This is a genomic window from Kocuria sp. ChxB, from assembly GCF_044359605.1.
Taxonomy (GTDB): domain Bacteria; phylum Actinomycetota; class Actinomycetes; order Actinomycetales; family Micrococcaceae; genus Kocuria; species Kocuria rhizophila.
The window spans coordinates 1,900,612-1,921,636 of the sequence record NZ_CP121123.1 but is presented as its reverse complement, the minus strand read 5'-3'; the positions used below and the strand labels follow the sequence as shown (position 1 = coordinate 1,921,636).

Annotated in this window: 18 protein-coding genes; 10 read left to right on the top strand and 8 right to left on the bottom strand. The window is 71.3% G+C overall.

The genetic code is table 11. The features are described from left to right. Positions 1-104: 104 nt before the first annotated feature. Entirely contained in the window at positions 105-902 is a 798-nt protein-coding gene (locus tag P8S73_RS08550; RefSeq protein ID WP_019310762.1) for a TetR/AcrR family transcriptional regulator, read from the bottom strand. Between the two features lie 519 nt (positions 903-1,421). Here P8S73_RS08550 and P8S73_RS08545 point away from each other — a divergent pair. From P8S73_RS08545 to P8S73_RS08530, 4 genes are all read left to right on the top strand, one after another. Further along, a complete protein-coding gene (locus P8S73_RS08545; RefSeq protein ID WP_039100639.1) occupies positions 1,422-3,068 on the top strand; it encodes an ABC transporter substrate-binding protein in 1,647 nt (548 codons plus the stop codon). An 85-nt stretch (positions 3,069-3,153) separates the two neighbouring features. Then, positions 3,154-4,080, top strand: coding sequence for an ABC transporter permease (locus tag P8S73_RS08540; protein ID WP_070637516.1), 927 nt, complete (start codon positions 3,154-3,156; stop codon positions 4,078-4,080). Next, positions 4,073-5,173, top strand: a complete 1,101-nt coding sequence (locus P8S73_RS08535; RefSeq protein ID WP_019310765.1) for an ABC transporter permease — start codon at positions 4,073-4,075, stop codon at positions 5,171-5,173. The genes P8S73_RS08540 and P8S73_RS08535 overlap by 8 nt, the downstream gene beginning before the upstream one ends. A 5-nt stretch (positions 5,174-5,178) precedes the next feature. Then, entirely contained in the window at positions 5,179-6,858 is a 1,680-nt protein-coding gene (locus tag P8S73_RS08530; RefSeq protein ID WP_371441075.1) for a dipeptide ABC transporter ATP-binding protein, read from the top strand. A gap of 233 nt (positions 6,859-7,091) precedes the next feature. On the opposite strand, the gene P8S73_RS08525 is transcribed toward P8S73_RS08530, so the two are convergent. Both P8S73_RS08525 and P8S73_RS08520 read right to left on the bottom strand, forming a co-directional pair. Further along, on the bottom strand, positions 7,092-8,006 hold the full coding sequence (locus tag P8S73_RS08525; RefSeq protein WP_135010650.1) for an SMP-30/gluconolactonase/LRE family protein: 915 nt from the start codon (positions 8,004-8,006) through the stop codon (positions 7,092-7,094). After that, positions 8,003-8,437 (bottom strand): acyl-CoA thioesterase, encoded by a 435-nt coding sequence (locus tag P8S73_RS08520; RefSeq protein WP_135010649.1) that lies wholly within the window; start codon positions 8,435-8,437, stop codon positions 8,003-8,005. Before P8S73_RS08520 ends, P8S73_RS08525 begins: the two co-directional genes overlap by 4 nt. A gap of 296 nt (positions 8,438-8,733) precedes the next feature. Between P8S73_RS08520 and P8S73_RS08515 the strand changes: the two genes are divergently transcribed. Beyond that, positions 8,734-9,975, top strand: coding sequence for an MFS transporter (locus tag P8S73_RS08515; RefSeq protein ID WP_244246311.1), 1,242 nt, complete (start codon positions 8,734-8,736; stop codon positions 9,973-9,975). A gap of 111 nt (positions 9,976-10,086) precedes the next feature. On the opposite strand, the gene P8S73_RS08510 is transcribed toward P8S73_RS08515, so the two are convergent. Continuing rightward, positions 10,087-11,646 (bottom strand): amino acid permease, encoded by a 1,560-nt coding sequence (locus P8S73_RS08510; RefSeq protein ID WP_208547083.1) that lies wholly within the window; start codon positions 11,644-11,646, stop codon positions 10,087-10,089. Between the two features lie 294 nt (positions 11,647-11,940). After that, positions 11,941-12,276 (bottom strand): YdeI/OmpD-associated family protein, encoded by a 336-nt coding sequence (locus tag P8S73_RS08505; RefSeq protein WP_135010648.1) that lies wholly within the window; start codon positions 12,274-12,276, stop codon positions 11,941-11,943. A 103-nt stretch (positions 12,277-12,379) separates the two neighbouring features. On the opposite strand from P8S73_RS08505, the gene P8S73_RS08500 reads away from it, so the two are divergent. After that, positions 12,380-12,877 carry a GNAT family N-acetyltransferase gene (locus P8S73_RS08500; protein WP_144802623.1) on the top strand — a complete coding sequence of 166 codons (498 nt, stop codon included), beginning with the start codon at positions 12,380-12,382 and terminating at the stop codon, positions 12,875-12,877. Positions 12,878-12,941: 64 nt separating this feature from the next. On the opposite strand, the gene P8S73_RS08495 is transcribed toward P8S73_RS08500, so the two are convergent. The 3 genes from P8S73_RS08495 to P8S73_RS08485 all read right to left on the bottom strand — a co-directional run bounded on the left by P8S73_RS08495 (position 12,942) and on the right by P8S73_RS08485 (position 15,540). After that, positions 12,942-13,469, bottom strand: coding sequence for a MarR family winged helix-turn-helix transcriptional regulator (locus P8S73_RS08495; protein WP_257745142.1), 528 nt, complete (start codon positions 13,467-13,469; stop codon positions 12,942-12,944). Positions 13,470-13,474: 5 nt separating this feature from the next. Beyond that, positions 13,475-14,218: a CE1759 family FMN reductase gene (locus P8S73_RS08490; RefSeq protein ID WP_144802618.1), complete on the bottom strand. Its 744-nt coding sequence runs from the start codon at positions 14,216-14,218 to the stop codon at positions 13,475-13,477. A 98-nt stretch (positions 14,219-14,316) separates the two neighbouring features. Next, positions 14,317-15,540 carry an LLM class flavin-dependent oxidoreductase gene (locus P8S73_RS08485; protein ID WP_396350339.1) on the bottom strand — a complete coding sequence of 408 codons (1,224 nt, stop codon included), beginning with the start codon at positions 15,538-15,540 and terminating at the stop codon, positions 14,317-14,319. A 166-nt stretch (positions 15,541-15,706) separates the two neighbouring features. Between P8S73_RS08485 and P8S73_RS08480 the strand changes: the two genes are divergently transcribed. The 4 genes from P8S73_RS08480 to P8S73_RS08465 are packed head-to-tail and all read left to right on the top strand — an operon-like array spanning position 15,707 to position 20,962. Next, positions 15,707-16,465, top strand: coding sequence for a LamB/YcsF family protein (locus P8S73_RS08480; RefSeq protein ID WP_039102120.1), 759 nt, complete (start codon positions 15,707-15,709; stop codon positions 16,463-16,465). Continuing rightward, positions 16,462-18,561 carry a 5-oxoprolinase/urea amidolyase family protein gene (locus tag P8S73_RS08475; protein WP_396350338.1) on the top strand — a complete coding sequence of 700 codons (2,100 nt, stop codon included), beginning with the start codon at positions 16,462-16,464 and terminating at the stop codon, positions 18,559-18,561. The genes P8S73_RS08480 and P8S73_RS08475 overlap by 4 nt, the downstream gene beginning before the upstream one ends. Further along, positions 18,558-20,303, top strand: a complete 1,746-nt coding sequence (locus P8S73_RS08470) for an acetyl/propionyl/methylcrotonyl-CoA carboxylase subunit alpha (RefSeq protein WP_396350337.1) — start codon at positions 18,558-18,560, stop codon at positions 20,301-20,303. Before P8S73_RS08475 ends, P8S73_RS08470 begins: the two co-directional genes overlap by 4 nt. Beyond that, positions 20,300-20,962 (top strand): GntR family transcriptional regulator, encoded by a 663-nt coding sequence (locus P8S73_RS08465; RefSeq protein ID WP_396350336.1) that lies wholly within the window; start codon positions 20,300-20,302, stop codon positions 20,960-20,962. The genes P8S73_RS08470 and P8S73_RS08465 overlap by 4 nt, the downstream gene beginning before the upstream one ends. Positions 20,963-21,025 lie beyond the last annotated feature (63 nt).

Genomic DNA, 21,025 nt, shown 5'->3' with positions numbered 1-21,025 from the left:
GACGCAGTCTCACGTCAAGACATTTCGTGCCACTCGCACCCACCCCGACACCCCGCCCCTCACAACGTGGGAGAGCCACCCGTGGGGTGGCCGGTCGACCTGGGCTACGCGGTCCCGGGGTTCGCCCACCCTGCGGACTGTCCGCCCAGTGCCTCGTAGACCGAGCGCGCGGTGCGCTCGGCCACGGCGGCCGGGTCCTCGCCCTGCGGTACGACCACGACGACCGGCGCCGGTGCCGGGGGTGGCGGCGCCGCGGCGTCGTCGAACCGCACGGTGAGATCCGGCGGTAGGAAGGTGAGGTCCACGGGATGCGCCACGAAGGCACGACCCACCCCGAACACACCGCACAGCCACGCGATCCGCTGACTCAGGACCCCCACCAGCTGCTCGCCGTGCGCCGGGCGGGGAGCACGCAGCCAGGTGCGCAGGCAGGCGTTGTGCACCGCCACCGTGGCCGCGGCGAGCGCCACCGCGGTGACTCTGCGGTCCGGGGACTGGGGCAGCACCCGGCGCAGGAACGCGTGGAAGACGCGTTCGTAGCGGGAGGACATGGCGATCTCCCGGTCCCGGAGGGATTCCACGCGCTGCAGCAGGTCGTGCCGAGCCACAGCGCGGTCCCGGTGGTCGAGGTGGTGGCGGAACACCAGCTGTGCGCCCTCCGTGAGGCCGGCCTGGAGCGACTGCCCCGGGCGGCGCAGCAGCAGCTCCAGCTGCTGCAGGGTGGCGGCGTGGTCCGCGAAGACCATGTCCTCCTTGCTGCCGTACTTGCGGAAGAACGTGGCCCGGCTGATGCCCGCCGCTTGGGCAAGCTGCTCCACGGTGGTCTCCGTGTACCCGTGATCCGCCAGCATGCGGATGGAGCGCGTGACCACATCCACCCCCGCTCCGTGCGTCTCGCTCATCTGGGCCTCCTCGGCAGCACCATGGGTCTTCTGGCACGAGACTAGCGGCAATGAGACGGAGTCGCACGGGAGCACGACGCCGCACGGCCGGCTCCGGCGCGCACCGGACCCCGGCCGCATGACACCTTCTGCCTGCCCCGGCCCCGCGAGGAGTGGGTGAGGAGCCCTGACCTCAGCAGCGGTGCTCTCGACCCATCCGCGCCCTGCCGCGACCCTGCTCCCGCCACGCCGCCGCGGCAGGTGCGGGACGCGCGCGGTGGCCCGACACGCCGGGGCCGCGCGCGGATCCGTCGCGCCCCGTCCAGCCTGGGCGCCGGGCCGGGGGGCACGGCCGCGACACCCGTGGGGTGCGAACCCCCTGGAACGTCCCGCGTGGCGAGTTACCTGGGCTACACTTCCGAGTGTTCCGAGCCACAAGATCGGCAACCTGACCACCGGACGTCGGCACATCCATCCGTACTCCCGGAAGCTGGTTTCATCGGCTCTCGTCTTGTTCTATTTCGCTTTCAAGGAGGCGAGATGCGCATCTCCCGCATTTCCAAAACTCTCGGTGTCGCCGCAGCTGCGACCCTGGCCCTGACCGCCTGCGGCGGCGGCGGCGACTCCAACAGCTCCGGCGAGGCCGGCGACGGCAACGCGATCATCACCGCGGACTCCGTGGAGCCCCAGAACCCGCTGGTTCCCACCAACACCACCGAGACCGGCGGTGGCGTGGTCGTCCAGCAGATCTTCAACGGCCTGGTGACCTACGACTCCGAGGGCAAGACCCAGAACGACCTCGCCGAGTCCATCGAGTCCGAGGACAAGCAGACCTGGACCATCAAGATCAAGCCGGACATGAAGTTCACCAACGGTGAGGCCATCACTGCCCAGAGCTTCGTGGACTCCTGGAACTACGGCGCCGCGGCCAAGAACGCCCAGGGCACCTCGAGCTTCTTCGAGCCGATCGAGGGCTACGAGAAGGTCTCCGCCGAGGGCAGCAAGGACGACAAGATGTCCGGGCTGAAGGTCGTGGACGACACCACCTTCACCGTCAAGCTGGTCTCCCCGCAGTCGGACTTCGAGCAGCGCCTGGGTTACACCGCCTTCGCCCCGATGCCCTCCTCCGCCTTCAAGGACATGAAGGCCTTCGGCGAGAACCCCGTGGGCTACGGCCCGTACAAGATGGCCAAGGACGGCGCCTGGCAGCACAACTCCGCCATCGAGCTGGTGAAGAACGAGGACTACAAGGGCCCGGAGGCCGCCAAGAACGGCGGCATCACCTTCAAGCTCTACCAGAACCCGGACACGGCCTACCAGGACCTGATCTCCAACAACCTGGACGTGCTGCAGCAGGTGCCCACCGGGGCACTGGGCAACTACAAGTCCGACCTGGGCGACCGCTACTCCGACAAGCCCTACGCCGGCATCCAGACCATCGCCGTTCCGGAGTACCAGGACAACTGGAAGGGCGAGGCCGGCAAGCTGCGCCGCCAGGCCCTCTCCATGTCCATCAACCGTGAAGAGATCACCAAGGTGATCTTCAACGAGACGCGCCTGCCCGCCACCGACTTCACCGCCCCCACCATCGAGGGCTACCAGGAGGACCTGCCGAACTCGGAGAACACCAAGTTCGACGCGGAGAAGGCCAAGGAGCTCTGGGCCAAGGCCGAGAAGATCCAGCCCTACAACAAGTCCCAGAAGCTGACCATCGCCTACAACGCCGATGCCGGCGGACACAAGGAGTGGGTTGACGCGGTCGCCAACCAGATCAAGAACAACCTGGGCATCGAGGTGGAGGGCAAGTCCTACTCCACCTTCAAGGAGCTGCGCACGGACGCCAAGGCCGGGAAGCTGACCGGCGCCACCCGCTCAGGCTGGCAGGCCGACTACCCGTCCATGTACAACTTCATGGGCCCCACCTTCTCCAAGGGCGCATCCTCCAACGACTCCCGCTACGACAACCCGGAGTTCGAGGCCAAGCTGAACGAGGGTCTCGAGGCCAAGAGCACCGAGGACGGGGTGAAGAAGTTCCAGGAGGCCGACTCCATGCTGCTGGAGGACCTCCCCTCGATCCCGCTCTGGTACAACCAGGCCAACACCGCGTGGTCCGAGAACGTCTCGGGCGTGGGCACCGGCTGGGACGGCGTTCCCGAGTACTACAAGGTCGAGAAGACCGCGAACTGATCTTCTGACCCCCTAAAGCACACGGAGCAGGGAGGCGCGTGACCTTGGCGCCTCCCTGTCCCCGTGTTCCAGAGAGGAGCGACTCTTGGCCTGGTATCTGGTCAAAAGACTTCTGCAGCTGATCCCCGTGTTCTTCGGAGCCACGCTGCTGGTCTACTTCCTGGTCTTCATGACCCCCGGTGATCCGCTGGACGCGCTGTGCGGGGACAAGGGCTGCACGCCCGGTGTCGCCGCCGCGCTGACCGAGCAGTACCACCTGAACGACCCGTTCTTCGTCCAGTACTTCAGCTACATCGGCGGTCTGCTGACCGGTGACCTGGGCGTGAACTTCTCCGGACGCGAGATCAGTGAGGTGCTCGCGGACGCGTTCCCGGCGACCGTCCGACTCGCGATCATCGCGCTGGTCTTCGAGGCCATCTTCGGCATCACCTTCGGCCTCTACGCCGGACTGAAGAAGGGCGGCTGGTTCGACTCGACCGTCCTGGTGGTCTCGCTGATCGTCATCGCCGTCCCGATCTTCGTGCTCGGCTTCGTGATGCAGTACTTCGTGGGCGTCAAGTGGGGGCTCGCGAAACCCACGGTCTCCGGCGCCGCGGACTGGAGCGACCTGATCTTGCCGGGCATCGTGCTGGGCCTGGTCTCCTTCGCCCAGGTGCTGCGCCTGACCCGCACCGCCGTGGCGGAGAACGCCAGCGCGGACTACGTGCGCACCGCAACGGCCAAGGGCCTGACCCGCGGCCGTGTGATCCGGGTGCACATCCTGCGCAACTCGATGATCCCCGTGGCCACCTTCCTGGGCATGGACCTGGGAGCTCTGATGGGCGGCGCGATCGTCACCGAGGGCATCTTCAACGTCCCCGGCATCGGCAATCAGCTGTACAAGGCCCTGACCCTCGGGGACGCACCCATGGTCGTCTCCGTGGTGTCCGTGATGGTCATCATCTTCTGCGTGGCCAATCTGCTGGTTGACCTCCTCTACGCCTGGCTCGACCCGAGGATCCGTTATGCCTGAGAACAACTTCGAGAACAACGACTCCGCGGGCCGGGACCTGAACCCCGAGGCCCGCTCCCACGAGGCCGCCGCCCGGGAGATCCGGGAGACCGCCGACGCCCCGGCCGGCTCCCACCAGAAGGACCTGGGTGGGCTGAGCACCGGCGTCATGATGGAGCACTTCGTCGCGGACGTGGCACAGACTCCCGTGGCGGCCACGGACTCCCGCTCGGCCGAGGGCGCGCCCGTGAGCCTGTGGCGCGATGCCTGGCGGCAGCTGCGGAAGAAGCCCACCTTCATCATCGCGGCGCTGCTGATCGTCCTGGTGATCGTGGTGGCCCTCTTCCCGCAGCTGTTCTGGACCGAGGACCCCTCCGCGGCCTCGACCCAGTGCCTGCTCGAGAACTCCAACGGCAAGGCCACCCCGGGACACCCCATGGGCTTCACCGCCCAGGGCTGCGACGTGTACTCGCGCGTGATCGCCGGAACCCGGGCCTCGCTGATGGTGGGCCTGTTCACGACCATCGGTGTGGTCATCATCGGCGGCATCATCGGTGCCCTGGCCGGCTACTTCGGCGGCTGGCTCGACGCGATCCTCGCGCGACTGGGTGACATCTTCTTCGCCCTGCCCCTGATCCTGGGGGCACTCGTGGTCATGCAGCTGCCGTTCTTCAAGGCCAACCGCGGGGTCTGGACCCTGGTGGTGGTGCTGGTGCTCTTCGGCTGGCCACAGATCGCGCGCATCATGCGCGGGGCGGTGGTCGAGGTGCGCAACGCGGACTACGTGGTCAGCGCCCGCTCCCTGGGCGTCTCCTCGTTCGGCATCCTGGTGCGCCACATCATCCCGAACGCCATGGCACCGGTGATCGTGATCGCCACGATCTCGCTGGGCACGTTCATCGTGGCCGAGTCCACCCTGTCCTACCTCGGCATCGGCCTCCCGGCCAGCACCATGAGCTGGGGCAACGACATCTCGGACGCGAAGGACGCCTTCCGCTCGAACCCGATGCCCGTATTTTGGCCCGGCCTGGCACTCTCGCTGACCGTCCTGAGCTTCATCATGCTCGGGGACGCGCTGCGTGACGCGCTGGATCCCAAGGCCCGGAAGAAGTGATGAACATGTCTGAGGAGAAGAACCGTCCCCTGCTGGAGGTCCGCGATCTCGGGATCGCGTTCACCACCGCCACGGGCGAGGTGCAGGCCGTCGAGGACTCGAACTTCACCGTGATGCCCGGGGAGACCGTGGCCATCGTGGGTGAGTCCGGCTCGGGCAAGTCCACGTCGGCCCTGGCCGCGATCGGGCTGCTGCCCGCCAACGGCCGCGTGAACTCGGGTCAGATCATCTTCGACGGCGAGGACATCACGCACGCCAGCGAGAAGCGCAAGGTCAAGCTGCGCGGCAGCCAGATCGGCATGGTCCCGCAGGATCCGATGTCCAACCTCAACCCCGTGTGGAAGGTGGGCTTCCAGGTCCGGGAGACGCTCAAGGCCAACGGGCTGCCCGCGAAGGACGAGGACGTCGCCCGGGTGCTGAGCCAGGCCGGTCTGCCGGACGCGGAGAAGCGCGCGAAGCAGTACCCGCACGAGTTCTCCGGTGGCATGCGCCAGCGAGCCCTGATCTCGATCGGGCTCTCGTGCCAGCCGAGGCTGCTGATCGCGGACGAGCCCACCTCGGCCCTGGACGTCACGGTGCAGCGCACCATCCTGGACCACCTCCAGACCATGACGGACAAGCTGGGCACCGCGGTGCTGCTGATCACCCACGACCTGGGCCTCGCCGCGGAGCGCGCCCAGAAGGTCGTGGTGATGTACAAGGGCCGCGTGGTGGAGGCGGGCCCGGCGCTGCAGCTGCTGCGCACCCCGCGCCACCCCTACACCCAGAAGCTCGTGGACTCCGCGCCCTCGCTGGCGTCCCGGCGCATCGAGGTGGCCCGCACCCGCGGGGAGGAGTCCGAGGACCTGCTCGCGGAGCGCCCGCAGACGGCCATGCAGACCGCGCTGCGACAGGACTTCGTCCAGGTCAAGGATCTGACGAAGGTCTACAAGCTGCGCGGGTCCTGGGGCCGGTCCGAGGACTTCACGGCGGTGGACAAGGTGTCCTTCGACATTCCCCGCGGCACCACCACCGCGGTGGTGGGTGAATCCGGTTCCGGCAAGTCCACCGTGGCCAAGATGATGCTCGGCCTGGAGCCGATCACCTCCGGGTCGATCGTCTTCGACGGCCAGGACGTGGCGCGACTCAAGGGCAAGGAGATGTTCGCTTTCCGGCGCCGGGTGCAGCCGATCTTCCAGGACCCCTACGGTTCCCTGGACCCGATGTACAACATCTACCGCACGATCGAGGAGCCGCTGAAGGTCCACGGCGTGGGGACGTCCAAGGAGCGGGAGAACAAGGTCCGGGAGCTCATGGACCAGGTCTCCCTGCCCCAGTCCATGCTCGCCCGGTACCCCAACGAGCTCTCGGGTGGCCAGCGCCAGCGCGTGGCGATCGCCCGCGCCCTCGCGCTCAACCCGGAGCTCGTGGTCTGCGACGAGGCCGTCTCCGCACTGGACGTGCTGGTGCAGGCGCAGATCCTCAACCTGCTGGCCGAGCTGCAGCACGAGCTGGGTCTCACGTACCTGTTCATCACGCACGACCTCGCGGTGGTCCGCCAGATCGCGGACAACGTGTGCGTCATGCAGAAGGGTTCACTGGTCGAGCGGGGTTCCACCGACTCCGTGTTCGAGAATCCCCAGACGGAGTACACCCGCCAGCTGCTGGCGGCGATCCCCGGAGCGGGTCTGCTCACGGCCGGCTGAGCGGGGACCGGTCCCACGGGCAGCTCCGCAGGACCGGACGGAACGGACGAAGCGCCCGGTGCCACGATCCACGTGGCACCGGGCGCTCCGTCATTCGGGGCGCCGTCTCGAGCGGGGCACCCCACACGGTGCGGCCGGGAGACCCGGCACCGGGACGAGGCCTCGGAACCGCCGCCCTCCCTTCGCCCGGCGCCGCACTGCCCCGCCGAGCCGCGGGGCACGTGACAGGGGGCTCAGCCCCCGAACGCCGCGGTGACCTGCCCGGGGACGGCCACGCGCACGGCGTAGAGCGAGCCCGCAGTGGGCTGGACGTGGTCCGGGAGGTTCTCGCGCGACGTCGTGATGTAGAGCGTGCGCAGGTCCTCGCCGCCCAGGGCGCATGCGGTGGTCTGCTTGGCGCCCACCGTGACCACGGTGTCCAGGGTGCCGTCCGGGAGGTAGCGGTGCACCTGGCCCGCACCGTTGAGGGCCACCCACACGGCACCCTCGGAGTCCACGGTGAGACCGTCCGGGCTCACGGACACGCTGCCCGGTTCGTAGGTCTCCTCCGGGTCCGTGGCCGCCGCGGCGGCGTGCTCGTCCAGCACGGGAGCCACGAACGTGCGGCGGTTGCGCAGCCCTCCCTCAGCACTCCAGTCGAACACGGAGACCTCGTGGGTGGGGGTGTCGTTGTAGTAGGCCAGCGTGCCGTCCGGGGACCACGCAATCCCGTTGGAGATGCTCACGCCCTTGAGCACGGGCTCCCACGTGAGGTCCGTGGCCACGCGGTACAGGGTGGCGGCGCCCTCGGCCTGGTCGTACGCCATGGAGCCCACGTAGAAGGAGCCGTCCGGGGCCACACCGCCCTCGTTCATGCGGATGTCCGGGGTGTCCCACAGACCGATCTCGCGTTCCACCGTTCCGGTGGCATCCGTGAGGACGATCCCCCGTCCCACGGCGACGATCTGCCCGCCGCCCGCCCGGGGACGCACGCACGCGGCCACATCCCCCACGTGCTGCCGGCGCGGCTGGTCCTCCGGGGTGAACGTCATGACGTCCCCGGCGAGCATGTCCACCCAGGCCAGCCCGCCCCACGTCCGGCTCCAGCACGGCCCCTCGGCGTGGTGCATCCAGGACGGGGTGATCCTCTGCGCTGTCAGCTGGTTCACGGTTGCGGCCTCCTCTGGCTGGTGGGTGCGGGAATGCGGTCACGGTCGTAGGTGATCTCCGTGTAGCCGTGCGGCACGGGCTCGCCGTTCTCGTCCAGGCTCACGAACACGATCTTGTCGATGCTCAGGATCAGCTCGCGCGTGATCATGTTGCGCACCTGAGCGCGCATGGTCAGGGACGTGCGCCCGAACCGGGTGGCCGTGAGGCCCATCTCGATGAGGTCCCCCTCCACGGCGGAGGACACGAACTCGATCTCCGACATGTACTTGGTGACCGCCCGCCGGTTGCCCAGCTGCACGATCGCGTAGATCGCGGCCTCCTCGTCGATCCACCGCAGCAGCGAACCCCCGAACAGGGTGCCGTTGGCGTTGAGGTCCTCGGGCTTGACCCACTTGCGTGTGCGGAACGAGATGTCGCCGAGCTGTCTCATGCGCCCCAGCCTATGCGGGCAGGCTCGGGGCCGCGCAACGACGACGCCGCTCCGCAGCCCCCGCGCGCCGCGTACCGGGTCCTGTCCGGCCGTCCGCCCCTGGTAGGAGCGCCGGTCTCCCCCGCACACGCACCAGCCCACCGCAGACACACCAGCCCACCGCACGCGCACCAACCCGCCGCCCTGGCGCCCGCACGCTGCGCCCGCTGCCACGCTGGGCCCGATGCGGGCGGCACGGCGGGCCCGGTGCGGGCGGCACGGTGGCGCGCGGCGGCGTCGTCCGCGATGATGCGGTCATGAGTGCCACCACGCGGGCCGCGAGCGCCGAGCGGCAGGACCCCGGGCCGGGATTCCAGCAACGGGTGCTGACCGTGCTCGCGCTGGGGCAGATCCTGGGCGGGCTCGGCACCGGGGCCACGCTAGCGCTGGGGGCGCTGCTGATCACCGAGGTCTCCGGGAACAGCGCGCTGTCCGGCATGGCGTCCACGATGAACACCCTGGGTGCCGCGCTGGTGGCCATCCCGCTGGCGCGGCTCGCGCAGCGCCGTGGCCGCCGGGTGTCGCTGACCACCGGGGCCATCGTGGCGGTCCTGGGGGCTGCCGTCATCGTGGTGGCCTCGACCCTGAACGTGCTCCCGGTGCTGCTCGTGGGCATGGGGCTGCTGGGTGCGGGCACCGCCCTGAACCTGCAGTCCCGCTTCGCGGCCACGGACGCGGCCGCCCCCCGCACGCGGGCGCGGGACCTCTCCCTGGTGGTGTGGTCCACCACCGTGGGAGCCGTGGTGGGCCCCAACCTCTTCGGTCCCGGCGAGGCGATCGGCCGCGCGCTGGGGCTGCCGCCGTTCACGGGCGGGTTCGTGATCGCCCTGTGCGCGCAGTGCCTGGGTGCCGCGGTGTACTTCGTGGGGCTGCGCCCGGACCCCCTGGCCGTGGCCCTGGCCCGGGGCGGGTCCGTGGCGAACAGGCCGGACCCCGCGGGCGGGTTCACCCTGCTGCGCACCGTGCCCGCGGCGCGGCGAGCCGTGCTGGTGGTCGCGCTGTCCCACGCGGTGATGGTGAGCGTGATGTCCATGACCCCGGTGCACCTGACCAGCCACGGCGCCACGCTGTCCGTGGTGGGGCTGACCATCTCCCTGCACGTGGCCGGGATGTACGCGCTCTCGCCGGTGTTCGGATGGCTCGCGGACACGATCGGACGTGCGAGCACGGTGCTGCTGGGGCAGGGGCTTCTCGTGGCGGCACTGGTGCTCACCTGGCTGGGCTCGGACCAGCACGGGTTCGTGCTCGCCGCACTCGTCCTGCTGGGGCTCGGCTGGTCCGCGTCCACCGTGGCCGGTTCCACCATGGTCACCGAGTCCGTGGCGGCCCACGACCGGCCCGGGCTTCAGGGCACCTCGGACCTCGTGATGAACCTGTGCGGCGCGGCCGGCGGGGCCCTTGCCGGTCCCGTGCTCGCCGCCGTGGGCTTCTCGGGACTGGGTGTGGCCGCCATGCTGCTCGTGGCCCTCACGACCGCCTCGGCGCTGCGGGGCCGGTGAGCGCGTCCCCCGCTGGACCCCACGGATGGCGACGCCGCCCCGGAGCGGCCGGGGCGGCGTCGTCGACCGCGGAGGACTGGGCGGCGTCCTCGGACGAGGGGGACGGGGCGGCTACTGCCGGTCCACGTCCCCGGGGCGCTCGGTACGACGGGCGGCGCGGCGTCGCTCGCTCTCCGCACCCGGAGTCCCCACGACCACGGGGAACGCGCCCGTGTAGCCCTCGCGCTCGGCCGCGATGGCCCGCACGCGCTTGCGCACCATGAACCAGCCGACGATCAGGATGGGGATCACGAGCGCCATCGAGGCGACCGTGAGGGTGCCCAGCGGGTAGTCGAAGGCCACGAGGACCAGCACGCCCACCAGGAACACCATGGTGAGCCAGTTGGTCCAGGGCGCGAACGGTGAGCGGTAGGCCGGACGCTCGTAGTGGCCCTGCCGGGCGAGGCGCACGAACTTCTGGTGCGGGAGCGTGATGGCCGCCCAGCCCACCAGGATGCCGATCGCGGAGATGTTCAGCACGATGCTGAAGGCGTCCTCCGGGACGTAGTAGTTGAGGATCACACCGAGCGCTCCCACGCCCACCGTGAGCAGAATGCCGCCCGCGGGAACACCCGAGCGCGTCATTTTGCCGGTGAATCTGGGCGCGGAGCCGGCCATGGCCATGGAGTGCACGATGCGCCCCGTGGAGTAGAGCCCCGCGTTGAGGGAGGACAGCGCCGCGGTGATGACCACGAGCTGCATGATGGGCGCGATGCCCTGGATCCCGATGGAGTCGAAGAACGTGACGAACGGGGACTCGTCCGCGGAGTACGCCGTGTAGGGCAGCAGCAGCGTGAGCAGCAGGACGGAGCCCACGTAGAACAGCGCGATGCGCAGGATCACCGTGTTGATCGCCTTGGGAATGGTCTTGCGCGGGTCCTTGGTCTCACCCGCGGTGATGCCCACGAGCTCGATGCCCGAGTACGCGAAGACCACACCCTGCGAGACCACGAGCGCGGGCAGCAGACCGTTGGGGAGGAAGCCCCCGTTCTCGCTGATCAGGGAGAACCCGGTGGGTGCGCCCGTGGGGGTCCCGAAGAGCACGAAGCAGATGCCCACGATCAGGAACACCACCAGCGCGGAGACCTTCACCACCGCGAACCAGAACTCCATCTCCCCGAAGACCTTCACGGAGATCAGGTTGGTGGCCATGACCACCACGAGCACCACCGCGGCCAGCAGCCACTGCGGCAGGTCCGCGATGAACTGGCTGTACTGCCCGAACCACTTGACGTAGATGGCCATGGCGGTGGCGTCCACCACCGTGGTGGAGGCCCAGGAGAGCCAGTACATCCACCCCACGAAGTACGCGCTCTTCTCCCCGTAGAACTCACGGGTGTAGGACACGAAGGAGCCGGAGGACGGCCGGTGCATCACCAGTTCGCCGAGCTGCCGCAGGATCAGGTAGCCGAAGAACCCGGCCACCGCGTAGAGGATGAACAGGGCGGGACCGGCCGAGGCCAGCCCGCCACCGGCACCCAGGAACAGACCCGTGCCGATCGAGCTGCCGATCGCGATCATGTTGATCTGCCGCGTGGTGAGCCCCTTGCTGTACCCCTCCTGCTCGGCCACGAACTGGGCGCGCGTCTCCGGCCCGCCGGAAGGCTGGGTGTCGGAAGGGTGCGAGGCCATGGATGTACACCTTTTCTCGGTTGCGAGGATGACGCACTCCGCACAGGACCCGCGAGGTGCACAGAGGAAGCCTAAGCGCTGCGCCGCCCGATCGTGTCGTGCGGCTCACCATTTCGCGCCATTCGTCAGCCCCTCGGCAGTGCCGCCCAGGCGGGGACGACGCCGCCCGCGCGCCCGCCTGGAACGGCATCACCGCTGGTCAGCGGGCAGAGTGTGCGACGCAGGACCCACTCGGACCCGGCGGCCTCTCGCGCCTGAACCACAACGGGGGCCGCCGGAACGGACGCCCCGGTGTCAGCGCCCGGTGCGCTCCCGGTGCTTGCAGCCGGGCCAGCAGCACGGGCGGCGCTTGCCCTCGTGCATCTCCTCGCCCGTGCGGCGGATGCGGCGGGCGCGGGTCTCGGGCTTCTTGGCGTCCTCCACCCAGCACACGAACTCGTTGCGGCCCAGGGGCGTCAGCCCGCGCCACAGCTCGGCGGTCTCCGGCTCCGTCAGCAGGGCCTCGGCGAGGTCCGCAGGAAGATCGTGGACCACGCCGCCGGGCAGCTCGGGGGTCTGCTCAGGGGCCGACGCCGCGGCACCGGGCGCGCTGCCGGGTGCGGGCGTCGTCGTCTGCGGTGTTTCGCTCACGGTGCTCTCCCTGCCGTGGTGGGGACTGCCGGGGGATCTCGACACCGGAAGTGTGCCACGACCACCGGCGGGGCACCAGGAGCGAGCGTGCCACCATGGGGCCATGACGCTCACGCTGCGAGAGCCCACCCCCGAGGACGAGTCTGCGGTCCGCGCACTGCACGAGCAGCTGCTGCGCGACGACTTCTCGTTCGTCCTGGACGAGGGGACGTGGCCCGAGGTCCTGGCGGCCGTGGACCGCGCGTCCCAGGGAGAGGACCTGGCCCCGGGGTTCGTCCGAGCGGAGTACCTTCTCGCGGAGGTGGATGGCGAGATCGTGGGCCGAACCTCCATCCGCTACGAGCTCAACGACCACCTGCGCCGCGTGGGCGGGCACGTGGGATACGGCGTGGGCCCCGCGTTCCGGCGGCGCGGGTACGCCACGGAGATCCTGCGGCAGTCGGTGCAGCGCCTGAGTGCGGCCGGTGTGGAGCGGGTGCTCGTCACGTGCGCCGACGACAACGCGGCCTCCGCCGCGACGATCGAGGCCTGCGGTGGGGTGCTGGAGAACGTGGTCCAGGACGGGAACGACCGCCCCACCCGCCGCTACTGGATCGGCTGACCGCCGCCACACCGGCACCCGTCCACGGTGACCGCGCCGCCCGTGGTGCTGCGCCGCGCCCGCACTACCGACGTTCCGGAGCGCTCCGCCCCTCCCCCAGCCCTCGCGCCAGGCGAGCCATGATGTCTCCCAGCCGGGCGACGTCGTCCTGCGTGAGCGCGGCGAAGAAGAGCTCCTCCACGTCCCGCGCGTGGTCCGGGCGCAGGCGCCGGAACGCCTGTGCGCCCTCGACGGTCAGCGCGGCTTCCCAACCGCGGCCGTCACCGGGCGCACGACGCCGCTGCACCCAGCCCCGCTCGCCCAGCACCTTGACCTGGTAGTTCAGCCGCGACGGCGAGAACACCATCCGGCGGGCCAGCTCACCCATGCGCAGGCAGCGCCCGGGAGCCTCGTGGAGCAGCAGGAGCAGCTGGTACTCCATGAGCGAGCAGCCCTGTGCCTTGAGCCGCTCCTCCACCCGGGACGTCAGCCGCGCCGTGGTCTCGAAGTAGAGCCGCCACGTGTCCCAGCGATCGGCCCCTTCCGCGCCGGTGGTCGACCCCGCGGCGGTCGGCTCGGAGCGGTCCTCGGGACGGCGTGCTTCTGAGGGCATGGAGCTCATCCTCGCACCGCCGCCAGCAGGTCCTCGAAGTTCGGCACCGCGGCGAACTCGTCCCGCGCGGAACGATCCGGGCGCGACGGCGCGTTCCGCCGGGCCCCCACGGACTCCGTGGAGGCATCGTCCGCGGCGGAGCCGCCGTCCCCCGTGGCCCCGGATCCGGTGCCGTCCGCGGGACCCGGCCCGGCGGCGTCGTGCCCCGGCGCCCCGGCTCCGAGCATGCCGGCGAGCGCCGCCCCGGCCCGCTCGATGCGCGCCTGCAGGGACGCGTCCGCCCAGTCCTCGGTGGCCGCGTACACCCCGATGGGCAGGGTGAGCGCCTTGAGGTGGCTGAACAGCGGGCGCAGGGCGGTGTCCAGGACCAGCGAGTGCCGCGGGGAGCCGCCGGTAGCGGCCACCACGGTGGGCAGGTTCTCCAGGGCGCCCTCGTCGAAGAGGTCGAAGAACGCCTTGAACAGCCCGGAGTAGCTCGCCTTGTAGGTGGGCGTGGCCGCGATCAGCCCGTCCGCGGCGAGCACGGCGTCCAGCGCGTCCTGCACCGCGGCGGGAGCCGTCCCGGTCAGCATGGCGTCCGTGATCCCGTGGGCGATCTCCCGCAGGGCCACCACGCGCACCTCGGGCTCCCCACCACCGCGGGCGACGACGCCGCTCGTGGCCCGCGCGATCGCCCGCGCCAGGCGCGTGGTGGACGCGTCCTCGGACAGGCCCGCGGTCACCACGGTGATCTTCAAGTGTTCGGTCATGATGTCTCTCCTGACTTCTCTGTGCTGCACGTCCTCACCGCCCGGGGCCCGCCCTCCGCAGGGCGGGCCCCCCTCGAGGTCTGCCCCGGTGGCCCGCGCTACGCCGTGGGGTCCTGCGTGCCACCGGTGCCCTGACGGGACGCCGCCTCCTCCGCGGCCGCGCGATCCTTGGCGGCCCGGTCCTTGGCTGCCCGGTCCCTGGCCGCCTGCGAGTCCGGCCCGCCGCCCGGGACAGGATCCTCCCCCGCCGCGCGGCGCGCCACGAGGGACGCGTGGGTGGGGGCCTCCGGCACGTGGGCCGGCCGGGCGGCGTCGAACTCCTTGCGCAGCACAGGGAAGACCTCCTCTCCCAGGAAGTCCATCTGCTCCAGGACGTCCTTGAGCGGCAGGCCCGCGTGGTCCACCAGGAACAGCTGGCGCTGGTAGTCGCCCGCGTACTCCCGGAAGGAGAGGGTGCGCTCGATGACCTGCTGGGGCGAGCCCACGGTCAGCGGCGTCTGCTCCATGAAGGACTCCAGCGAGGGCCCGTGGCCGTACACCGGCGCGTTGTCGAAGTACGGCCGGAACCGGCGCACCGCATCCTGCGAGTTCCTGGCCATGAACACCTGCCCACCCAGGCCCACGATCGCCTGGTCCGCGGAGCCGTGGCCGTAGTACTCGTAGCGCTGGCGGTAGAACGCCACCATGCGCTCGGTGTGCTCCTTGTTCCAGAAGATGTTGTTGTGGAAGAACCCGTCCCCGTAGAACGCCGCCTGCTCCGGGATCTCCGGGGAGCGGATGGAGCCGTGCCACACGAACGGCGGGACGTCGTCCAGGGGCCGCGGAGTGGACGTGAAGCCCTGCAGCGGTGTGCGGAAGCGCCCGGAGAAGTTCACGCCCTCCTCGCGCCACAGCCGGTGCAGCAGCTGGTAGTTCTCCACGGCCAGCGGGATGCCCTGACGGATGTCCTTGCCGAACCACGGGTAGACCGGGCCGGTGTTGCCGCGTCCCATGGTGAGGTCCACGCGGCCGTCCGCGAGGTGCTGGACGTACGCGTAGTCCTCCGCGATCCGCACCGGGTCCGTGGTGGTGATCAGCGTGGTGGCCGTGGACAGCTGGATCCACTCGGTCTGCGCCGCAACCGCCGCCATGAGCACGGGCGGGTTCGCGGGGGCCACGAACGGCGGGTTGTGGTGCTGGCCGGTGGCGAACACGTCCATCCCCAGCTCCTCGGCCTTGCGGGCCATGGCCACCGTGGCCTTGATGCGCTCGTTCTCGGTGGGGGTCCGGCCCGTGGTGGGGTCCCGGGTGACGTCCCCGATGGTGAAGACTCCGAGTTGCATGGCGCCTGCCTCCTTCGCGGCGGGACCGTCCCCCGCCCTGGTGCTTCAAATTTGAACTACCTCTGTAATTCGGCGCCCCGGAGAAATATTCCGGGGTGGATTGTTGAACAATCTGCGGCCCATCGGGCATGCTGGGGGGTCACACCCGATGAGACGGAGGTCACGCATGACGGTCATGGATCTGAACAGCGACATGGGCGAGTCGTTCGGCGCATGGGGCATGGGGGACGACGCCGCCATCTTCCGCTCCGTCTCCAGCGCCAACGTGGCCTGCGGCTTCCACGCCGGAGATCCCTCCGTGATGGCGCAGACCTGCCGGGACGCCGTGGCCGCCGGGGTCACCGTGGGAGCGCACGTGGCCTACCGGGACCTCGCGGGCTTCGGGCGCCGCTTCCTGGACTGCTCTCCCACCGAGCTCGCGGACGACGTCCTGTACCAGATGGGCGCGCTCGAGGCCGTGGCCCGCGCCGCGGGCACCACCGTGCGCTACGTCAAGCCCCACGGCGCCCTCTACAACACGATCGTGCACCACGAGGCCCACGCCCAGGCCGTGGTGGACGCCGTGAAGGCCTTCGGCGGGGACCTCCCCCTCCTCCTGCTGCCCGGCTCCGTGGCCCTGCGCACGGCGGAGAAAGCCGGGCTGCGCGCCGTGCCGGAGGCGTTCGCGGACCGCGGCTACACCCCCGAGGCCACGCTGGTCTCCCGGCGGGACCCGGGTGCGGTGCTGCACGACGCCGCCCAGGTCACCGAGCGCATGGTGCGCCTGGCCGAGGACGGCACGCTCACCGCGGTGGACGGCTCCACCGTGCGGATCCACGCGGAGAGCATCTGCGTGCACGGGGACACCCCCGGCGCCGCCGCGATGGCCGCCGAGGTCCGCGCGGGCCTCGACCGCGCCGGGATCACCGTCCGGTCCTTCGCATGAGCGCGCCCCGCCCCCGGCAGACACCCCGCGCCGCGCAGGGACCGGGCGCCCAGCAGACGGGCCGCCCTGGCACGACGGGAACGGTTCCCTCCTCGTCCGCCGAGGTCCGCCCGGCCCCGGAGCTGCGCTGGGCCGGAACCCACGCGTTCCTGCTCGACTGCGGCGAGCTCGCCGACGTCGTGCGCTGGCACGCGCACCTCACCGCGCACCCGTTCGCCGGGCAGACGGACGTGACTGCCGCCGCCCGCACCGTGCTGGTGACCTTCACGGACGCACGGTCGGCGCGGAGGGCCGCGAGCGGTGTCGCCACCGCCCAACCCCGCGAGAAGCGGGAGGCCGGGGGCAAGACCGTGGAGATCCCCGTGGTCTACGACGGCGCCGACCTCGCCGAGGTCGCCCGGCTCACCGGGCTCAGCGAGCAGGGCGTGGTGGACACCCACACCGGCACGGAGTGGACCGCCGCGTTCGGCGGCTTCGCCCCCGGCTTCGCGTACCTCAGCGCACCGGGCAACCCCCTGGACGTCCCCCGCCGGGACACCCCCCGCACCGCCGTGCCCGCGGGGTCCGTGGCGCTCGCGGGCGTCTTCTCCGCGATCTACCCCCAGCGCTCACCGGGCGGGTGGCAGCTGATCGGGCGCACGGACGCCGTCCTGTGGGACACCCACCGGGACTCCCCCGCGCTGATCCGCCCTGGGGACACCGTGCGCTACCGGGCCGTGCGCGAGCTCGTGACGCTGGCCGACGACGCCGCCCCGGACCCGCGCGGCGGCCCGCAGCTTCCCGGGGACTCGGCTCCCGCCGTTCAGTCGGGGGACGGCCCGGGCCAGGACACCGCGGGCCCGGGCCGCGACACGTCCGGCCGTGAGCACGCCGACGGTCTGCAACCCATCAGCGCGGCGGATGGCTCCCTCGCTGACGACGGTGGGCACGCCCTGGTGGTCGAGAACCCCGGGATGCAGACCCTGATCCAGGACCTGGGCCGCCCCGGACTGGGGGACCTGGGCGTGGTGGCCTCCGGTGCGGCGGACCGCGCCTCCGCGATGCAGGCCAACCGGATCGTGGGCAATGCCAGCTCAAACGCGGTCCTCGAGGTCACGATGGGCGGGTTGCAACTCACGGCCCGGGGCCACCACGTGCTCGCCCTGACCGGGGCGCCCGTGGGCGCCCGGATCACCGGCGGGGAGACCGAGCGCGCCGCCCCGTTCTGCACGCCGTTCGCCCTGTACGACGGCGAGCAGCTCACCCTGGACACCCCGAGCGCGGGGCTGCGCAGCTACCTCGCGGTCTCCGGAGGTCTCGACACGACCCCGGTGCTCGGCAGCCGTGCCACGGACGTGATGTCCGGGATCGGGCCCGCTCCCCTGGCCGCTGGTGACGTGCTGCCGGTGCGCCCGGCCGCGCCGGGCCGAGCCGTGGGCCACCCCGAGGAACCGGCGGTGCACGTTCCCACCGCGGCGGAGACCACCGTGCTCCGCGTGCTCCCGGGCCCCCGTGAGGACTGGTTCAGCCCCGAGGCCCTCTCCGCGCTGCGCGAGCGGACGTGGCGTGTCAGCAGTGACTCCAACCGCGTGGGCGTGCGCTTCGAGACACCACCGGAGGGCGGTCTCGCGCGTAGCCGAGAGGACGAACTGGCCAGCGAGGGCGTGGTGGCCGGTTCCCTGCAGGTGCCCCACTCCGGTGTGCCGGTGCTCTTCCTCGCGGATCACCCCGTGACCGGGGGCTATCCCGTGATCGCGGTGGTGCTGCCGCAGGACCTGCCGCTCGCGGCGCAGCTGCTCCCCGGTTCTGCGGTGCGGTTCCACCCGGTCACACGCCCACCCGGGGACGCGGCGCTCTCGAGCCCCCAAGGCGGTGCGCAGAACCACGGGATGATGCAGCGCACCCGTCCCACCTCGACGCCCCCAGCGGGCATTCGCGGCATCCGGGAACGGGCGACGAGGCCACCGGAGGGCGGACCGACCCACGGGGCGGCACTGGCACCCAGCACCGCCTCTGCATCCCACACGACCGAGCGCGGGATGCCGCAATCCGCAACGACGCCCACCCCCACCGCGACCGTCCCCGCGGAGCAGCCCACGTCAGGAGACACCGCATGAAGAAGGTTCTGATCGCCAACCGCGGGGAGATCGCCGTGCGCGTGGCGCGCGCTTGCTCGGACGCCGGGCTCAGCTCGGTGGCCGTGTACTCCGAGCCGGACGCGGACGCGATGCACGTCCACATGGCCGACGAAGCATATGCCCTCCCCGGCTCCGCCTCCGCCGACACCTACCTCAGCATCCCCGCCGTGCTGGCCGTGGCGGAACGCTGCGGGGCCGACGCCGTGCACCCGGGGTACGGGTTCCTCTCTGAGAACGCGGACTTCGCGCGCGCCGTCGTGGCCGCCGGCCTCACGTGGATCGGCCCGACCGCGGACGTGATCGAGGCGCTCGGCAACAAGGTCACCGCGCGGGAGATCGCCGTGCGAGCGGGCGCCCCGCTGGTCCCGGGCACGGACGGTCCCGTGGCCGACGCCGCCGAGGCCCGCGCGTTCGCGGAGGAGCACGGCCTGCCGATCGCCATCAAGGCGGCCTTCGGCGGGGGCGGACGCGGCATGCGCATCGCCCGGGAGCTCGCGGACGTGGAGTCCGCGTTCGACGCCGCCGTGCGCGAGGCCACCACCGCGTTCGGACGCGGGGAGTGCTTCGTGGAGCGGTTCCTGGACCGCCCGCGCCACGTGGAGGCCCAGGTGGTGGCGGACACCCACGGCAACGTGGTGGTCATGGGCACGCGCGACTGCTCGCTGCAGCGCCGTCACCAGAAGCTCGTGGAGGAGGCCCCGGCGCCGTTCCTCACGGACGAGCAGCGCACCACGCTGCACGAGTCCGCCCGGGCCATCTGCCGCGAGGCCGGCTACACCGGCGCTGGCACGGTGGAGTACCTCGTGGCACCGGACGGGCTGATCTCCTTCCTGGAGGTCAACACGCGCCTTCAGGTGGAGCACCCCGTGACCGAGGCGACCGCCGGAGTGGACCTGGTGCGTGAGCAGTTCCGAGTCGCGGAGGGCCTGCCGCTGAGCACCACCGAGGACCCCGCCCCGCATGGCCACGCGATCGAGTTCCGGCTCAACGCGGAGGACCCCGCCCTGGGCTTCCTGCCCACCCCGGGCACCGTTGAGGCGTTCGAGGCCCCCACGGGCGCGGGGGTGCGCGTGGACACCGGTGTGCGCTCCGGCTCCGTGGTCCCCGCCGAGTACGACTCGCTGCTGGCCAAGCTCATCGTGTGGGGCGAGGACCGGGCCCAGGCCGTGGTGCGCTCCCGCGCCGCCCTGCGCGAGCTCTCGATCCGCGGGCTGCCCACCGTGGTGCCCTTCCACCGCGCCGTGCTGGACGAGCCCGCGTTCACCTCCCCCGATCAGCTGGGCGTCTACACCACCTGGATCGAGGACGAGTTCACGCAGGACCTCGAGACCTCCCCCCACCTCGATCCCGAAGCCGCCCAGCGCACCACGTTCACGCTCGAGGTGGACGGGCGCGCAGTGCGGGTGGGTCTGCCCGCGCGCCTTGCCCAGGCCCTGGTCCGCGGCGCCGCCGGGGTTCAGGGCGAGCCGGGGCAGGACGGTGCGGCACCGGCGTCGGACGCGCAGAACGAGACAGCCGTGACCGCGCCCATGAACGGCACGGTGGTCACGTGGCTCGCGCAGGACGGTGAGGAGGTCACGGAGGGTCAGCCCGTGCTGGTGGTGGAAGCCATGAAGATGGAGACCCCCGTGAAGGCCCACCGCGCCGGAACCCTCCGCCGTGGAGACGTGTCCGAGGGCGACGCCGTGCGCACGGGTCAGAAGATCGCGGAGATCGCGTGAGCGGCCCGTCCGCCGCGCCCGAGCCGCAGGAGGAGGCCCAGGCCGGCGCCCACGCCGCCGCCCGGCTGCGGGCCCTGATCGCCGACGGCGCGCTGTCTCCGGGTGCCAAACTGTCCGAGCACGCCGTGGCCGCCGAGCTCGGGATCTCCCGCAACACCCTGCGGGAGTGCTTCGCCATGCTCGCGGCGGAGGGTCTGGTGCTGCGGATCCCCCACCGGGGCGTGTTCGTGGCGCAACCCACCGCAGAGGACGTCCGGGACCTCTATGCCGCTCGGGGCATCCTCGAGTCCGGGGCGGTGCTGTGGGGAACCGTGGACGCGGGGCTGCTGACGCGCCTCCGCTCGATCGTCGCCGCGGCCCTGACGGCGCGGGACGGCGCGGACGTGGCCGGCATGGCGGACGCGAACCAGCGGTTCCACCGGTGCCTCGTGGAAGCCGCGGGGTCGCCCGCGCTGCTCCGGGACATGGACCGTGCCCTGGCCAGAATGCGCCTGGTGTTCCACGCGATGCTCGAGGACCGGGAGTTCCACGCGCGCTACGCCGTGCGCAACGCCGAGGTGCTCGCCGCGCTGGAGTCCGGCCACCGGAGCCACGCGGCAGAGCTGCTGCGGGACTCCCTGGGCGCGGCGCGGGACGAGATCCTCACCCGGCTCGGGTGAGGTCGGCCGGCCAGGTCCTCCGACGACCCGCCGCGGGCGTCACCGGAGAACCCCGCGACACCG

Bases quoted from the DNA above. Each gene is read 5' to 3' on its own strand.
- P8S73_RS08490 (WP_144802618.1), bottom strand. From the start codon at position 14,218: ATGACCGAACACTTGAAGATCACCGTGGTGACCGCGGGCCTGTCCGAG.
- P8S73_RS08475 (WP_396350338.1), top strand. From the start codon at position 16,462: ATGAGCGCGCCCCGCCCCCGGCAGACACCCCGCGCCGCGCAGGGACCG.
- P8S73_RS08535 (WP_019310765.1), top strand. From the start codon at position 4,073: ATGCCTGAGAACAACTTCGAGAACAACGACTCCGCGGGCCGGGACCTG.
- P8S73_RS08485 (WP_396350339.1), bottom strand. From the start codon at position 15,540: ATGCAACTCGGAGTCTTCACCATCGGGGACGTCACCCGGGACCCCACC.
- P8S73_RS08550 (WP_019310762.1), bottom strand. From the start codon at position 902: ATGAGCGAGACGCACGGAGCGGGGGTGGATGTGGTCACGCGCTCCATC.
- P8S73_RS08495 (WP_257745142.1), bottom strand. From the start codon at position 13,469: ATGCCCTCAGAAGCACGCCGTCCCGAGGACCGCTCCGAGCCGACCGCC.
- P8S73_RS08520 (WP_135010649.1), bottom strand. From the start codon at position 8,437: ATGAGACAGCTCGGCGACATCTCGTTCCGCACACGCAAGTGGGTCAAG.
- P8S73_RS08470 (WP_396350337.1), top strand. From the start codon at position 18,558: ATGAAGAAGGTTCTGATCGCCAACCGCGGGGAGATCGCCGTGCGCGTG.
- P8S73_RS08545 (WP_039100639.1), top strand. From the start codon at position 1,422: ATGCGCATCTCCCGCATTTCCAAAACTCTCGGTGTCGCCGCAGCTGCG.
- P8S73_RS08530 (WP_371441075.1), top strand. From the start codon at position 5,179: ATGTCTGAGGAGAAGAACCGTCCCCTGCTGGAGGTCCGCGATCTCGGG.
- P8S73_RS08500 (WP_144802623.1), top strand. From the start codon at position 12,380: ATGACGCTCACGCTGCGAGAGCCCACCCCCGAGGACGAGTCTGCGGTC.
- P8S73_RS08515 (WP_244246311.1), top strand. From the start codon at position 8,734: ATGAGTGCCACCACGCGGGCCGCGAGCGCCGAGCGGCAGGACCCCGGG.
- P8S73_RS08510 (WP_208547083.1), bottom strand. From the start codon at position 11,646: ATGGCCTCGCACCCTTCCGACACCCAGCCTTCCGGCGGGCCGGAGACG.
- P8S73_RS08480 (WP_039102120.1), top strand. From the start codon at position 15,707: ATGACGGTCATGGATCTGAACAGCGACATGGGCGAGTCGTTCGGCGCA.